This window comes from bacterium CG_4_10_14_0_2_um_filter_33_32 (genome assembly GCA_002792735.1).
Classification (GTDB): Bacteria; Patescibacteriota; CPR2_A; order CG2-30-33-46; family CG2-30-33-46; genus CG2-30-33-46.
This window is the reverse complement of record PFOW01000058.1, coordinates 21,469-35,874: the sequence shown is the minus strand read 5'-3', so window position 1 is coordinate 35,874 and position 14,406 is coordinate 21,469. Positions and strand designations below refer to the sequence as shown.

The window sequence follows — 14,406 nt, the reverse complement described above, 5'->3', positions numbered from 1 at the left end:
TCTTGCCTTACTCGTGATATATTAAAACTTCTAACTAGTTCTTTAACAAATTAGGAGTTGGTTTGTAATGCCTGATAGATCGATAGGTTATTTTAAATTACCGATTAAACATTACTATGATAAGTATTTAAAATCCAAAGAATGCCCTAACTGCCATAGAACAAGCGATTTAGCGGAAAATTTAAAAGTATGCCCTCATTGTAACTGTTATCTACCTTTTACAGCAATGGACTGGATTTATTATTTAACAGGTAAGATATCAGTAAAACAAATAATACATCACAAAGAAATAAAAGATGAACTCCATTCAAAACACCCACGCTTTAAGAAAAAGTTACATGAAAGCAAAAAAAAATCAGGATTTAAAGATGGCTTAATTACGATGCGTACCAACATAGATTATCATCCAGTTGTATTAACCATTCTTAACTTTGATTTCTTTAATGGAACGATAGGACCTGTTGAAGGAGAGAAGTTTGCCAGAGCTATCCAGATTGCAAAAAATAACAAGCTACCCCTTATTAGCATATGGACTTCTTATGGAATGAATATGTATCTCGATATAGAATCGCTTTATCAGATGCCAAAAATAACTTACTACCTTTCAGAATTAAATATGCCTTATATCAGTATCCTTTCGGGAACAGTTTTAGGTGGGACTTCAGTCAGTTTTGTTCAAGGAGATATAATCATTGCGGAAAAAGAATCAATCTTCGGATTTACCGGAAAAAATATAATAAAAAAAAGTATTCCTATACCTGACAAGTTCCAAACAGAAGAAGAAGCATTAAAATCCGGTAAGGTTGATATGATAGCCGAAAGAAAAGATATCAAAACAATATTGCTTAATATCTTAAACTGTCTTGATTCGAAAAATTATTCTGAGTGCCAAAAGATTAAATTCCAACCGCCTGATATAGCAATAGGAGCAAAAATATCTAATCATAGCGCGATAAAAACAGAAATTAACAACAACTATATGAATGCGTTTAACATCCTAGGAATAGCTAAGCACTACAAAAGACCCACCTGTATTGATTATCTTAAAATCTTTGATCAATTTGTTGAGTTAAAAGGAGACAGAATATCTGGCGATGGACCAACGATAATAGCAGGGCTGGCCCTTATTGATAAAAAACCACTCATAGTAATAGGCATAGAAAAAGGCAAATTTATTGAAAAAGGGGATGCTTTATTCTCTGGCCAAAAGATTTTCTATAATAATGGCATGCCAGGCCCGACTGAATATAGAAAAGCAAGAAGAATCATAAGATTTGCCGAAAAAGCTAAATTGCCGGTTGTGTTTATACTGGATACTTCTGGAGCAAGAATGGATCCTGTATCTGAGCGAGGAAATATTGCCTATGAACTCAATGAAACGATGAAAACAATTTTGAATTTAAAGACTTGGACTGTAGCTATAAATATCGGGGAAGGCGGCAGTGGTGGTTATATTGCTCTAGCATGTGCAGATAAAATTCTTATGCAAAAATATGCATATGCGGCTATCGCAGCCTGCGAAGCAAAAGCCAGTATACTTTATCCTGACGAAAAAAATAGTTTGGAGATTGCTGCAAATAATTCAGAAATTACCTCGAAACAACTATTAGATAAACATTATATAGACGGAATTATTAACGAGCCCGAAGGAGGCGCACATCTGGATACAGAAAAAGCGATAGAATATATAGAAGAAGCAATCAAACAAGAATTAGAAAAAATATACAACCTTCCAAACAAAATACCAACAACACAAGATATTCAAAAAAGAATAAAAAGATTCACTGCGGTATAAACAAAAGCTTATACCGCTTTTTTATTTTTAAAGCTAGGGGCTTGGCAAGAAAGGAACTTAGGTTCGTCCTAGCACTCTTTAAAAAGTCAGGTTTAAAAAACTGCCAAAAGGCAGTTTTTTAGTAAACAAATAACACATCACTCGCTCAAAAACTTTAGCTTATAATTAATAAATATCCAAAAGAACAACCGTAAAAACATTATCCGCTACGGCATTGCCAGCCAGATTAACTTCTACTTGTTCTGCATTAATTGCAATACTATCAACGAATTGATCTTGATTGCCAGCAGGATAGTATCCTAATATTTGATAATATCCCAATGTTCCAAAATCAGAACAATCATCAGATGGATCATCTAAAGCACTACTAGTTCCAGCTGATACGGTAATTGTTATTGGACAAGTATCCAGCACTCTAGAATTTACAGACCCGGTAGCTAATTTTGATTCTGTAACCGAGAAGTCTTGAAGAGCTTTACTGCCGTCAAGCGGTAACCCTTTTGTTTTGAAAGATCCATTAGCCAAGCTTCCTTGATGGTCATGATACCTCAAATCCATAGAGACATTGTAATTGGAGATAATGACCTGGTCTAGCTTGCCCCAGAGCATACTCAGAAGATCACGAGCATCTTGACTATAAGAACTTGGGATAGTACCTACTGCCTTGATGGAAGTAAAAACAAATACTAAAAGAAGTACTCCAAGGATAATCACGGAAGTTCTTTTTTGCATTTTTTACCTTTCATTTTAATTTTCTTTATTATCCCCCCCCAACTAAAAAGTCAATTTTAGAAACCTTTCTTAACAAACCCCGCATTAACTTCAAGATATATTTTCTTAAAATACTAAATTCTTATAATAATATCACCTTACAGCTAACATTATTTCTAATGAAAATATTTCCTCAGAGTTAATAACGGTGTAAATAGAATTATCCTCGATTTTAGGTTAAAATGTATATATAAAATTTAGATCTAGTTTTAGCGATAAAAAGGATCCGAAAAGATAAAATGAAAAAAGAAAAGCTATTAATTATTGATGCTAATGCCCTAATACACAGGGCATTTCACGCTTTACCTCCCCTAACTTTAAAAACAGGAGAAATGATTAGTGCTGTTTACGGATTTTCTGTAATTCTTTTGAAAGCGATTAACGAATTAAAACCGGAACATGTAGCTGTTGCCTTTGATACCCCAGAACCAACCTTTAGACATAAAGAATACAAAGAATATAAGGCAACAAGACAAAAAGCTGCCGATGAACTTGTTGAACAATTTCCAAAAGTAAAAGAAGTTATTAATAGTATGAATATCCCAATATTCGAAAAACCGGGCTACGAAGCCGATGATATCATAGGCACCATCGCAAAAAAAGCTAAAGAAGAAGGTGTCCAAGCGATAGTTGTCACTGGAGATCTAGACGAAGTTCAGCTAGTTTCAGATAATACAGTTGTTTATACCATGCGGAAAGGTTTCACTGATACTGTTATATACGATAAAAAAATGGTTGCTGAAAAATTTGGAGGATTAACTCCGAAACAAGTAGTAGATTACAAGGCTTTAAGAGGAGACCCATCAGATAACATTCCCGGTGTGCCAGGAATTGGTGAAAAAACAGCAATTTATCTTATAAAAAAATTTGGCGATATTGAAAATCTATATAAAAAAATAAACAACGATGATCCTGAGATTAAAGATGTAAGAATTAAAACGCTTCAACAGCTGCAGGAAAACGAAGAAAAAGCAAGAATGAGTAAAAAACTGGCAGAAATAGTCACTAATATACCAATTGAATTTGATTTAAAGAAAACTGAACTAGTAAATTATAAGCGCGAAGAAGCATTAAAAATATTCAATAAATTTGAGTTCAAAACTCTTTTGCCTAAGCTACCCAAATCATTGAATAATGATGAAAAGAAAAGCGTAGACTTTAAAGTAAACATAATAAGAGAAAAATCAGAACTCATCAAACTTATTAATAATATTAAAAAACAAACCGAAATAGTGGTAGACACAGAGACAGATAAACTGGATTCGATAGACGGTAAGCTTATAGGAATATCAATAAGTTTTGACCAAAATGAAGGTTTTTACATACCTATAAATGAAAATAATACGGATTTTTTAGGCGAGCTAAAAACCGTACTCGAAGAAAAAAACATCGGCAAAATAGGACATAACCTTAAATACGATTTAAATATTCTTAAAAATTATAATATTAATTTGTCCCCTTTCATTTTCGATACTATGATTGGTTATTACTTGCTCCATCCAGGCGATAGAAAATTTAATTTAGATGATCTTGCATTTCTTGAACTTCATTATGAAAAAATATCTATAGAAGATTTAATCGGCAAAGGTAAAAATCAAAAAAATTTAAGCGAGGTGCCAGAAAAAAAAGTAGCCACTTATTCTTGTGAAGATTCTGTAATAACTTTCAGGCTATATCAAAAAATTAAACCACTATTAAAAGCGGAAAATCTCTTAAGCCTCTTCATGGATATTGAGCTACCCTTAGTATCGATTCTAGCTGAAATGGAAAAAAACGGCGTAAAAATAGATGTTAATTTCCTTAAAAAAATGTCGAAGGAATTAGAAAAAAGGATAATCAATTTAAAAAATGAAATACATAAATTATCAGGATATGATTTTAATATTAACTCGCCCCAACAACTCAAAGAAATCCTTTTTGAAAAATTAGATCTAGCGGAAAATCCGATCGTTAGAAAAGAATTAAAAAAAGTTAAGTCCGGGGGATTTTCAACTGCAGCACCTGTTTTAGAAAAGTTAAAAAATGCACACCCTGTAATAAATATTCTTCTAGAATATAGAGAATTAGTAAAACTTAAAAATACCTATATTGATACACTCCCCAATCTTATTCATCCAAAAACAGGAAGGGTTCATACAAGTTTTAATCAAACAATAACATCAACTGGGAGACTTTCTTCATCAAACCCTAATCTACAAAACATACCCATAAGAACAGAAATAGGAAGAGAAATAAGAAAGGCCTTTATAGCTAACGAAGGGTTTAAGCTTATCTCTGCTGATTATTCCCAAATTGAACTTAGGATAATCGCTCATTTGTCTGGTGATAAAAAAATGATTGATGCATTTCAAAAACACGAAGATATTCATGCCAGAACTGCTGCGGATGTCAATGATATACCACTCAATGACGTAACCTATGAAATGCGGAGAGCCGCAAAGGCAGTAAACTTTGGTATAGTATATGGTATAAGCGGACATGGGTTATCTGAACAGTTAGGGTGGACAAGAGAAGAAGCCCAAGATTACATTAATAAATACTATCTAAAACATCCGGGCATCTTAGAATATATAAACAACACTACAGATGAAGCAAGAAAAAAAGGCTTCATAGAAACATTACTTAAAAGAAAAAGATATATACCAGAAATAAATTCCTCTAATTTTCAAATCCGATCAGCGGCTGAGCGTATGGCTATTAATTTCCCTGCGCAAGGAACAGCTGCGGATTTCATTAAAATAGCAATGATAGAAATTGAAAAAAGGTTGCCAGAACTGTCACAAAAATCTAAAATGATTCTACAGGTCCATGATGAATTGGTGTTTGAAATACCTGATAATGAAATAGAACCCGTAGCGTCTTTCCTGGAAAAAATCATGGAAGGAGTGTATCCTAAACTAGAAGTTCCTATTCGAGTAGATATATCTTATGGCAAAAACTGGAAAGATATGCAAAATATAATAAAGGGCGATAAAAATAAAACAAAAGGGTTCCAACATTAAAAAGGAGATATAAAAATGAAAAAATATTTAGGAATTATTGTATTATTAATTATCTTTATAGCCGCTTCAATTACGCTAGCATTTTTCTCTAATGCAAAAGAGTGGAATAAAAATAATTCCGGCGATACCAAGGAAGAAACACAACAAAAAAAGCCTCCTGCTACTACTGCATCTGAAAAAGGCGTAATATTATTTTTCTATTCTAACTATTGCAGCTGGTGCCAAAAAGAAAAGCCGATTGTCCAAGAGTTAGAAAAAGAAGGTGTTAAATTTAAATACATGGATGTTGGTGAAAATCGTAATCTACTATCTCAATATAGTGTTGAAGGAACTCCAACTTTTATACTCAATGACAAAAGATTAGTCGGCTACAAACCTAAGGAGGATTTACTTAAATTCTGGCAGGATAATAAATAGAATATTCTTGCTATTATAAAATCTACAGTTCTTACTGATCATAAAATTAAAAGAAATAATAAAATCTTCTTATAAAAAAATATTCAACCTACTAAAAGAATACTATCTTATTCTAGTAGTTATTTTTTTCTTTATCTTAAAAACCCACATCTTTAACTTATGGACGGGACTAACTATTGATCTATGGTTTAAAGAAAGAACAATCACAGCGCTTGGAACCTTTCTGTTGCTTTGTTCGCCGGCAATTATACTTAAACGCAAGGGTCGTATATTATATTTATTATTTGTTGCATCCTTCACTTCAATTATTTTCGCGGTCCAATATATTTATAATAACTATAATAATGGCATTTTTTCTTTCTCTTCATTGAAATATTTCTACCAATTAGCACCAGTAACTAATATTGTCGCAAGATTAATTAATGTACGTACGGCCTTATTTTTTATAGACTTACCGATAATTTTACTCATCTTCTTTTTTGCTAAAAGAAAAAAAGAAGATATCTTGATTGCATTAAAGCCAAGAGTATACCTATTCATTACAACTATTATCTTTGGTTTAATATTTTCATCTTTTGTAATACTGAAAGAAAAAAATCTCAATTTTTTAGTTATACCCATGGATGGTTCTATGATTATCCAGAAAATCGGAGCGGTAAACTATGCAGTACAGGATTTCGTAAAATATTTCTTTGCCAAAAACGGCACATCACCAGAAGAAATATCCCTTGTAAAAGAATGGAATAAAAATAGAAATTTTGAGGATGGAAAAAATCTTGAAGGGATTGCCAAAAACAAAAACGTTATAATAATACAGTTAGAGTCTTTTCAGGATTTTTTATTAGGACGCTCTATCGATGGTCAGGAGATTACTCCCAATTTAAATAAGTTTAGTGAAGAAAATTTTAGGTTTACTAATTTTTACTATCAAGTAGGCCCTTCGACTACTGCGGATGCTGAATTCACCTCTTTAAATTCCCTTTATTTTTTACACGATAAATCTGCTTATTTTGATTACCCGTTAAATAAATACCATGCCTTACCGGGGCTCTTAAAAGAAAATGGCTATAGAACATTTGCTATGCACGGATACAAAAAAAGTTTTTGGAACAGAGCTGTTATTTATCCTAATTTAGGATTTGATCGTTTTTATAACGTTGATGACTATAAATTTACAGACGGGATCGGATGGGGACTGCCAGACGAAAATTTTTTTAGCCAATCAATAGATTATATGAAAAAAGAAAAAAAACCATTCCTATCGTTTATGCTCACCCTTTCCTCACATGATCCTTTCAATCTGCCGGAAAAAAAACAAGAATTGAAAATAGACAAAAATAGATTTGGAAAATTAATTACAGATTATTTGCAGAGTGGACATTATGTTGATAAAGCATTCGGACAGTTTATCGATAAACTGAAAAAAGAAGACTTATACGACAACAGTGTAATTTTAATTTACGGTGATCATGAGGGTGGATTAAACGCAATTGATAATAAGGCTTTTCTTGATTGGCTAGGTATACCTGGGGCGAAAAAAGAAAATTATCTAACTCATGCTGCCATCCATCGTATTCCAGCAATTATTCATTTACCTAATAACTCTTTGATTGGTGAATCAGATATACCAGCAAGTGAAATAGATGTTTACCCGACAATTGTAAACTTGCTTGGTTATAACATACCAAAAACTACTCTCGGTCAAGACTTGTTTAACACAAAGAACCCTTTTGTATTGATGAGAAGAAATAATACTTTAAATAATTCGTTTATGGATAAAAATCTTTTTTATCAACCATCACTAGACGGAAAATTCGAAAACGGAACTTGTTATGATAGGAAAAGTCAAGAAACTATCGATGTAAATAAATGTTTGACTGGTTTTAATAGATCAAAAGAATTAGCCCAAGTGAATGATATTATTGTTAAAGGAAATAAATTAGACCTCTTAAACCAATAGTTTCAAGTTATTCTATATAATAATTCTTATCTGTTCTAAAGCTATTATAAATATTTGGATTTTTTGTTATAATAAAACGATGCCAGAATTACCAGAAGTACAAACAATAGTACAAGACTTAAAAACTAAAATATCAGGCCACAAAATTTTAGGAGTTAATTCAGATTGGCCTAAAATAATAAAAAAACCTGATTATGAACAGTTTGAAAAAGATATTCAAGGTTTAATCATTGAAAAAATTGAACGTAGGGGTAAAAATATCATAATATATTTATCGAGAGATAAGGCTTTAATTATACATCTTAAAATGACAGGCCATCCCCTAGTTTCAACTTGTTGGGAATTCACCAAAGAAAAGCTAAGAAAAAAAAGCAATGAAGAATGTAAAAAGCCGGATCCAATAGAAGAAGACCCTCAAAACCGTTTTGTACACTTAGGATTTAGCCTAGACAAAGGTAAAAATCTACTTTTATCGGATCTTAGAAAATTTGCCACAGTAAGACTTGTTGATAAAACAGAAATACCTTTGATATTTGCTAAACTAGGACCAGACGCGATGAGTGAAAAATTGACTTTCAGTGATTTTAAGAAAGTAATACAGGAACAAAAAAGAAGCATTAAACAGGTTCTTCTTGACCAAGAGATCATAGCAGGCATAGGTAATATTTATTCTGATGAAATATTATTCGAGGCGAGAATTAATCCCAAAGAGTCGGCTGACAAACTAACATTACCTAGATTAAAAAAAATGTATGTGGCAATGAAAAAAATACTAAAAGAAGCTATAGAAAAAAGAGGTTCCAGTATTTCTGATTATAGAGACACTGCCGGCGAAAAAGGTTTCTATACTGAAAGTAGAAGAGTATACAAAAAAGAAAAGGAAGAATGCCCAAGAAAGTGCGGTGGCAGTATTAAAAGAGTAAAAATAGGAGGTAGATCTTCCTATTTCTGCCCTTTTTGTCAAAAAAATTAGTAATAAGGAAATCAAATGATCCTACTAATCTCAGGGGAAGAAAATTTCTTATCTTCAAAAAAATTATTTCAAATAAAAGAAAAATTTTCCTCTAAAGATATAGAAAATTCTAATTTAGATGAGTTTGACGAAAAATCATTTTCAATGCAAGATTTTATTAAATCAATATCCTCTCCGCCTTTCCTTTCTGATAAAAGATTGATTATATTAAAAAACATTTTAAATACTAAGCTTAAAAAAGAGGATGAGAAAATTTTTATTGAACAAGTAAAAAAAATACCGGATTTCATACTCCTTGTTATTTACGAAGAAAATAAAGTTCAAGGAAAAATATTTGCAGAAATAGAAAAAATATCAGAAAAAAATTGGAACTATAGTAAGCTATCGATACCTCAATTAGAAAAATGGGCTGACGAAGAATTCAAAAAAAATAATAGCGAGATAGATAAAAAGGCCTTATCAAGATTAGTTTCATTTGTAGGAAATGATCTATGGCAATTAAATCAAGAGATTAACAAGCTATCAACTTATAAAAATAAAAATAACGACTCGATACAAGATGAAGACATCGATAGATTGGTTTCTACTAATATAAACACAAATATTTTTCAATTGGTTGACGGTATTGGAGAAAAGAACATTGAAAAAACACTTACATTTTTGAATAATTTAATTACTAAGGGCGAAGAAATTATTTATTTATTAAGAATGATGGTCTACCAATTAAGAAATTTGATTATTATTAAAGAATTGGTATCGCGTAATCTAAATAAAACAGAAATAGCAAAAATAACAAAGAAGCATCCTTTTGTTATAGAAAAAACCATTAAACAATCCAGAAATTTTTCCGCCGATGAGTTAGAAAAAATGTATTCTGAAATATTTGAAACAGAACTTAAAATAAAAAATGGGAAATTAGAACCTAAAATAGCATTAAATATTTTAGCTACAAAATTATGTATCAAAAAATAACAGCTATAATTCCGGCTTTCAATGAAGAAAAAAATATTGGAAGAGTTATAGATGTTTTAGAAAAAACACAATCGATAGGATTAATATCAGAAATTATAGTTGTTAATGATGGCTCAAAAGACAAAACCGAAATGATAGCAAGAAATAAGCATGTAAAATTAATTAACCTCCAAGAAAACAAAGGCAAAGCCTATGCAATGGCAGAGGGACTAAAAGAAGCTAAGGGAGAGTTTTGTCTTTTTATTGATGGAGACTTAGTAAATCTTAAGAGTACACATATTATTAATTTAATAAAACCATTGCTAATTAACCAAGAAATTATGACAGTGGCTAAACTTGTAAATGGCAGGTTGTCAACAGATATTGCCCAAAGCTTAAATACTAAGTGCAGCGGACAAAGAGCCGCAAAAAAAGAAATATTTATAAAAATATTTAAGACAATAAAAAATATTGGAAAAGTAAAATATGGAATAGAAAATATTATTACTGATAGATCGAAAAATTTTAAAATAGGAATTTATTTTGTTGAGTGGGATGGAGTAAGCCAATCATTAAAAGAAGAAAAGTGGGGACTGATAACAGGTTTTGTAAGAAGAATTAGAATGTACATAAGTATGAACTTAGGTCATCTAAGAAATATATTTTATAATTTATCAAAAAAAATTCATTACAAAAGAGGCCTCTGATTAGGAGACCTCTTTTTTTGTCTTTTTCTCGGTTGCTTTTATGGTCTTTGATTTTTTAGCTTTAATCAGCCTGCTTAATTTTCTTGCGGCTGTATTCTTATGATAAACACCGGATTTAACTGCTTTACCTAACACTTTTTGGGCTTTCCTGGCTAAATCCTCTACTTCTTTTGATCCAGAGCTAATAGCCTTCTTAGTATCTTTCATTACTTTCTTAACTGTCTTTTTAACTTTTTTGTTAAAAATGGTACGTTTCTTTGTTTTTCTAACACTTTTCTTTGCTGATTTTTTTATTGGCATAATGAATTCCTTTAATTTATTTAATAATAGATATCTTATAAGATTATTAAGAAAAAGTCAAAACATGAATAACGCATATTAACCGATCTTAAGTCCTCTCCTTATCAATTCTTCATCTATAACAGGGCCTATAATACCGATATTCAAACCTTTTTCAATAAAACGTTTGTTAGCAAGATTAAAAATATCTTCCGCAGTCACATCATTTATTTTTTTAAAAACATCCAGAACATTTAGAATCTTATTGGTTAATATTTCTTGCCTACCCAAAAAGAAGGCAACGTCTAAGGACTCTTCGAGCCCTAGAGAAAGCTTACCTTTAAGATATTCCTTGGATTTATCTAGTTCTTTCTCGTCAATTTTTTTATCTCTAATTTTTTGGAATTCAAATAAAATAGCCTTTATCGCCATCAAGACTTGCTTATTATCAACACCTGCCGATACATCCAAATAACCTGTGTCAATAAACGATTGTATAGAAGAACTTATTCTGTAGGCTAAACCTTTTTCTTCTCTTATTGATAAAAACATCCTAGAACTCATGCCTTCGCCTAAAATAACACTTAAAATCTTTGCTTTAAAATAATCCTCATGATGATAACTGGCTTCAGGCATTCTAAATCCCAAGGAAAAATGACTCTGTTCAGTATCTTTAGATTTTAAAATTACCCTCGACTCTGCTTGATCTTCTTTATAGAAAAATTCTTCCGGTGTCTTACCCTCATTCTCAAAATTAAAGAATCTGGAAATCATTTTTTCATTCACATTTTTAGTTTCGCCGGCAGTTACAATAACAATATTTTCAGGAAAATAAAATTGCTTGGTAAAATTTATAAAATCTTTTTGCTTAATTGATTCTATAATCTTCCTATTACCGATTATTCTTCTTCCAAGAGAACCTCCTTTATATAATATGCTCTCAAGCAATTCGTTAGTCTGAAACATTGGCGTATCTTCATACATATTTATTTCTTCTATAATAACTTTCTTTTCTTGATCAATATCTGTTTGATAAAACTTAGAGTTCAAAAACATATCCGAAAGAATATCTAAAGCAACCTCTATTTTTTTACTGGGTAATTTAATAAAAAATCCAACTTCTTCTTTATCTGTCATAGCATTAAAAATTCCGCCTAAACCATCAATAGCGGTTGAAATTTCACGAGTACTCTTAAATTTTTTGCCCCCCTTAAAAAACATATGCTCTAAAAAATGAGCTATACCTGATAAGTTAGAATATTCATATCTTGAACCTGCTTTTACTAATACTAAAACAGAAGCAGCGTTAATGCTCCCCGTTGGAATATTTATGAAACGCAAGCCATTGTTTAATATATTTTGAGAAAATGCTAGATTCTTCATTTAAATAAAATTGTAGCACCTTGAGTTAAAAAAGTAATTATAATACCTGATATGAAACATCCTCCGAATATAAAAGGGAGGGCTTTTTTAGGAGGAATTCCGAAAACAAAAGAAGCTAAGGCTCCTCCCCATGGTCCAGTTATAGGAGAAGGTATAGAAACAAAAACTAATAATGATAATTCTTTAAAAATATCGAAATATTTAGTATGCCTTTTCCTGGTATGATAAAAAAGCCAATCAAATAACTTCTTTACCTTAATAAACCTTTTAGAAAAAAATTCCGATATAGGACCCATTAAATAAACTATAGCAATAGTAGGTATAAAAGAACCTATCACTGTTATAACAAAAGATTCCCAAGGCGATAAACCATATACTTTAATAGCCACAGGGATAGCGACCTTCTCGCCTACTGGAAGCATGGAAAGTAAAAATATTATTATTTGTGGGGGTAGATTAAAAAACATAACTTATTACCAAAAATAATATCACTAATGTAAATCTATAATACGCAAAGGGCTTTAATGTATTGTTCTTAAGATAATTTATCAAAAATTTTATTACTAAAAAACTAGTCACTGCGGAAATTAGAAATCCTACGAAATAAGGCATTGAAAAAATAGATGATATGTTTACTTTCCATAGTTCGTAGATATCTTTAATAAACGCCAGAAGGATCGTAGGGATTGAAAGCAAAAAAGAAAATCTTGCCGCTTCGTCTCTTTTAAAACCAAGAAACAAACCGCTGGTTATTGTTATTCCTGATCTTGATACACCAGGAACAAGAGCCAATGATTGTGCAATGCCTATTATAAAGGCATCTTTTAGACTGATACCACTTATATCCTTTTTCTTTTTCGAGATATTTTCTGCAACAATAAATAATATACCAACAATAAAAAGCATAACCAATACAACAGGTACCTGGCGTAATTTATCCTCAATCGAACCATCAAGTAATAATCCTAGAATAATTGCCGGAATTATAGCCAAGAGAATAGAATAACCCAATCTCCGATCTCCACTTTTAACTAAAAATGAACCAGAAATTTTTAATAGATCTTTCCTAAAAAAAATAATCAATGCAACAAGACTGCCAAGATGAAGAATGATATCAAAGGATAAATTAAAAAAACTAGAATCAAAATTAAAAAATGCCTTTGCTAAAATTAAATGGCCTGAGGAACTAATTGGTAAAAATTCGGTGATAGCCTGAATAAATCCTAACACTAAAGATATCAACACTTCATTCATTGTTTAAATTCTCCATTCTTGAGATAAGATACTACAGAAAATGATGCATTAATAGCCGAACCTACGGCTGTACCAATCTGTAAGCCTATGCCCGTCGCATCACCTGCCACAAAAACACCCTTAATATTAGTTTCTCCATTATTAGTGCTTTGAATATAATTATTAAAAGTATCTAAACCTAATTTATAGGCGAGGTCTGAAGATTTAGGCATACCCTTAGCAATAAAAACACCATCAATATCAACTTCTTCTCCATCGTTTTTCATCAAACTTTCTAATTTACTATCGCCAATAAATTCTTTAATTTTATCCTTATATAGATTAATGTTTTTAACCTCTAACTGCTTTTTGATGTCTTCACTAATGCTAAAATCTTTTCCATCTGAATAAATATTAACATCTTTGGTATATTCTAAAAGCTCCAAAGCCTCCCTTGCTGCAAAATCACCCTCCCCAATAACAACTACTTTTTTATCTTTAAAATATAAGCCGTCGCACGCTACACAAAAAGCAATACCTCTGCCTACAAATTTATCTTCACTCTTAATTAAACTAGAAATATTTTTTACGCCCGTGGCAAATAAAATACTTTTTCCAAGATAGTTATTATTAGATGTTGAAATCAAAAAATTATTTTCTTGCTTTCTTATATCTACGGATTCCTCTTCCTTTAATTCGGCTCCGGCATCTTTAGCTTGAGCTAAGCCCTTTTCTAATAAAAATCGGCCATCAATACCCTCTGGAAGGCCAAAATAGTTTGTCACCATATGAGCACTATACAACCTAGAGTTTTCCTTTTTTCCTAAAACTATTATCTTTAAACCAGCTCTTGCTAAATATAGAGCGGCAGTAAGACCAGCTGGACCCATACCTAAAATAATTGTATCATATATTTTTTGATTATTATTCACTGT

The 14,406-nt window shown here is 31.3% G+C and carries 14 protein-coding genes; 7 read left to right on the top strand and 7 right to left on the bottom strand.

Going from position 1 to position 14,406, the window contains the following annotated elements; genetic code table 11:
* Positions 1-67 precede the first annotated feature (67 nt).
* Complete coding sequence (locus COX95_03885; GenBank protein ID PIZ85506.1) at positions 68-1,795, top strand: hypothetical protein; 1,728 nt, start codon at positions 68-70, stop codon at positions 1,793-1,795.
* Positions 1,796-1,960: 165 nt separating this feature from the next.
* Here the strand turns inward: COX95_03885 and COX95_03880 are convergent, their stop codons facing one another.
* The gene (locus COX95_03880; protein ID PIZ85505.1) at positions 1,961-2,527 is read right to left on the bottom strand and encodes a hypothetical protein; all 567 of its coding nucleotides are present in this window, start codon (positions 2,525-2,527) and stop codon (positions 1,961-1,963) included.
* A gap of 278 nt (positions 2,528-2,805) precedes the next feature.
* Here COX95_03880 and COX95_03875 point away from each other — a divergent pair, with 278 nt between their 5' ends.
* Together COX95_03875 and COX95_03870 are read left to right on the top strand one after the other, a co-directional pair.
* Complete coding sequence (locus COX95_03875) at positions 2,806-5,568, top strand: DNA polymerase I (GenBank protein ID PIZ85504.1); 2,763 nt, start codon at positions 2,806-2,808, stop codon at positions 5,566-5,568.
* Between the two features lie 15 nt (positions 5,569-5,583).
* Positions 5,584-5,985 carry a hypothetical protein gene (locus COX95_03870; protein ID PIZ85503.1) on the top strand — a complete coding sequence of 134 codons (402 nt, stop codon included), beginning with the start codon at positions 5,584-5,586 and terminating at the stop codon, positions 5,983-5,985.
* 378 nt (positions 5,986-6,363) lie between these two features.
* On the opposite strand, the gene COX95_03865 is transcribed toward COX95_03870, so the two are convergent.
* The gene (locus tag COX95_03865) at positions 6,364-6,606 is read right to left on the bottom strand and encodes a hypothetical protein (GenBank protein ID PIZ85502.1); all 243 of its coding nucleotides are present in this window, start codon (positions 6,604-6,606) and stop codon (positions 6,364-6,366) included.
* On the opposite strand from COX95_03865, the gene COX95_03860 reads away from it, so the two are divergent.
* From COX95_03860 to COX95_03845, 4 genes are all read left to right on the top strand, one after another.
* Complete coding sequence (locus COX95_03860; protein PIZ85501.1) at positions 6,605-7,945, top strand: hypothetical protein; 1,341 nt, start codon at positions 6,605-6,607, stop codon at positions 7,943-7,945. The genes COX95_03865 and COX95_03860 overlap by 2 nt on opposite strands.
* Before the next feature lie 79 nt (positions 7,946-8,024).
* Positions 8,025-8,918 carry a bifunctional DNA-formamidopyrimidine glycosylase/DNA-(apurinic or apyrimidinic site) lyase gene (locus tag COX95_03855; protein PIZ85500.1) on the top strand — a complete coding sequence of 298 codons (894 nt, stop codon included), beginning with the start codon at positions 8,025-8,027 and terminating at the stop codon, positions 8,916-8,918.
* Positions 8,919-8,933: 15 nt separating this feature from the next.
* Positions 8,934-9,890: a DNA polymerase III subunit delta gene (gene holA, locus COX95_03850; protein ID PIZ85499.1), complete on the top strand. Its 957-nt coding sequence runs from the start codon at positions 8,934-8,936 to the stop codon at positions 9,888-9,890.
* Positions 9,875-10,576, top strand: a complete 702-nt coding sequence (locus COX95_03845; protein ID PIZ85498.1) for a glycosyl transferase family 2 — start codon at positions 9,875-9,877, stop codon at positions 10,574-10,576. The genes holA and COX95_03845 overlap by 16 nt, the downstream gene beginning before the upstream one ends.
* Here COX95_03845 and COX95_03840 read toward each other — a convergent pair whose 3' ends face one another.
* The 5 genes from COX95_03840 to COX95_03820 form a co-directional block, all read right to left on the bottom strand.
* The gene (locus tag COX95_03840) at positions 10,577-10,876 is read right to left on the bottom strand and encodes a 30S ribosomal protein S20 (protein ID PIZ85497.1); all 300 of its coding nucleotides are present in this window, start codon (positions 10,874-10,876) and stop codon (positions 10,577-10,579) included.
* Positions 10,877-10,954: 78 nt separating this feature from the next.
* Positions 10,955-12,238: a hypothetical protein gene (locus COX95_03835; GenBank protein PIZ85496.1), complete on the bottom strand. Its 1,284-nt coding sequence runs from the start codon at positions 12,236-12,238 to the stop codon at positions 10,955-10,957.
* Entirely contained in the window at positions 12,235-12,705 is a 471-nt protein-coding gene (locus COX95_03830) for a ligand-binding protein SH3 (protein PIZ85495.1), read from the bottom strand. Before COX95_03830 ends, COX95_03835 begins: the two co-directional genes overlap by 4 nt.
* Complete coding sequence (uppP, locus tag COX95_03825) at positions 12,695-13,492, bottom strand: undecaprenyl-diphosphatase UppP (GenBank protein PIZ85494.1); 798 nt, start codon at positions 13,490-13,492, stop codon at positions 12,695-12,697. The genes COX95_03830 and uppP overlap by 11 nt, the downstream gene beginning before the upstream one ends.
* The gene (locus tag COX95_03820) at positions 13,489-14,403 is read right to left on the bottom strand and encodes an NAD(P)/FAD-dependent oxidoreductase (protein ID PIZ85493.1); all 915 of its coding nucleotides are present in this window, start codon (positions 14,401-14,403) and stop codon (positions 13,489-13,491) included. Before COX95_03820 ends, uppP begins: the two co-directional genes overlap by 4 nt.
* Positions 14,404-14,406 lie beyond the last annotated feature (3 nt).

Excerpts from the sequence above, each read along its gene's own strand:
- COX95_03885 (PIZ85506.1), top strand. The coding sequence starts at position 68 with ATGCCTGATAGATCGATAGGTTATTTTAAATTACCGATTAAACATTAC.
- COX95_03880 (PIZ85505.1), bottom strand. The coding sequence starts at position 2,527 with ATGCAAAAAAGAACTTCCGTGATTATCCTTGGAGTACTTCTTTTAGTA.
- COX95_03875 (PIZ85504.1), top strand. The coding sequence starts at position 2,806 with ATGAAAAAAGAAAAGCTATTAATTATTGATGCTAATGCCCTAATACAC.
- COX95_03870 (PIZ85503.1), top strand. The coding sequence starts at position 5,584 with ATGAAAAAATATTTAGGAATTATTGTATTATTAATTATCTTTATAGCC.
- COX95_03860 (PIZ85501.1), top strand. The coding sequence starts at position 6,605 with ATGGATGGTTCTATGATTATCCAGAAAATCGGAGCGGTAAACTATGCA.
- COX95_03865 (PIZ85502.1), bottom strand. The coding sequence starts at position 6,606 with ATGGGTATAACTAAAAAATTGAGATTTTTTTCTTTCAGTATTACAAAA.
- COX95_03855 (PIZ85500.1), top strand. The coding sequence starts at position 8,025 with ATGCCAGAATTACCAGAAGTACAAACAATAGTACAAGACTTAAAAACT.
- holA (PIZ85499.1), top strand. The coding sequence starts at position 8,934 with ATGATCCTACTAATCTCAGGGGAAGAAAATTTCTTATCTTCAAAAAAA.
- COX95_03845 (PIZ85498.1), top strand. The coding sequence starts at position 9,875 with ATGTATCAAAAAATAACAGCTATAATTCCGGCTTTCAATGAAGAAAAA.
- COX95_03840 (PIZ85497.1), bottom strand. The coding sequence starts at position 10,876 with ATGCCAATAAAAAAATCAGCAAAGAAAAGTGTTAGAAAAACAAAGAAA.
- COX95_03835 (PIZ85496.1), bottom strand. The coding sequence starts at position 12,238 with ATGAAGAATCTAGCATTTTCTCAAAATATATTAAACAATGGCTTGCGT.
- COX95_03830 (PIZ85495.1), bottom strand. The coding sequence starts at position 12,705 with ATGTTTTTTAATCTACCCCCACAAATAATAATATTTTTACTTTCCATG.
- uppP (PIZ85494.1), bottom strand. The coding sequence starts at position 13,492 with ATGAATGAAGTGTTGATATCTTTAGTGTTAGGATTTATTCAGGCTATC.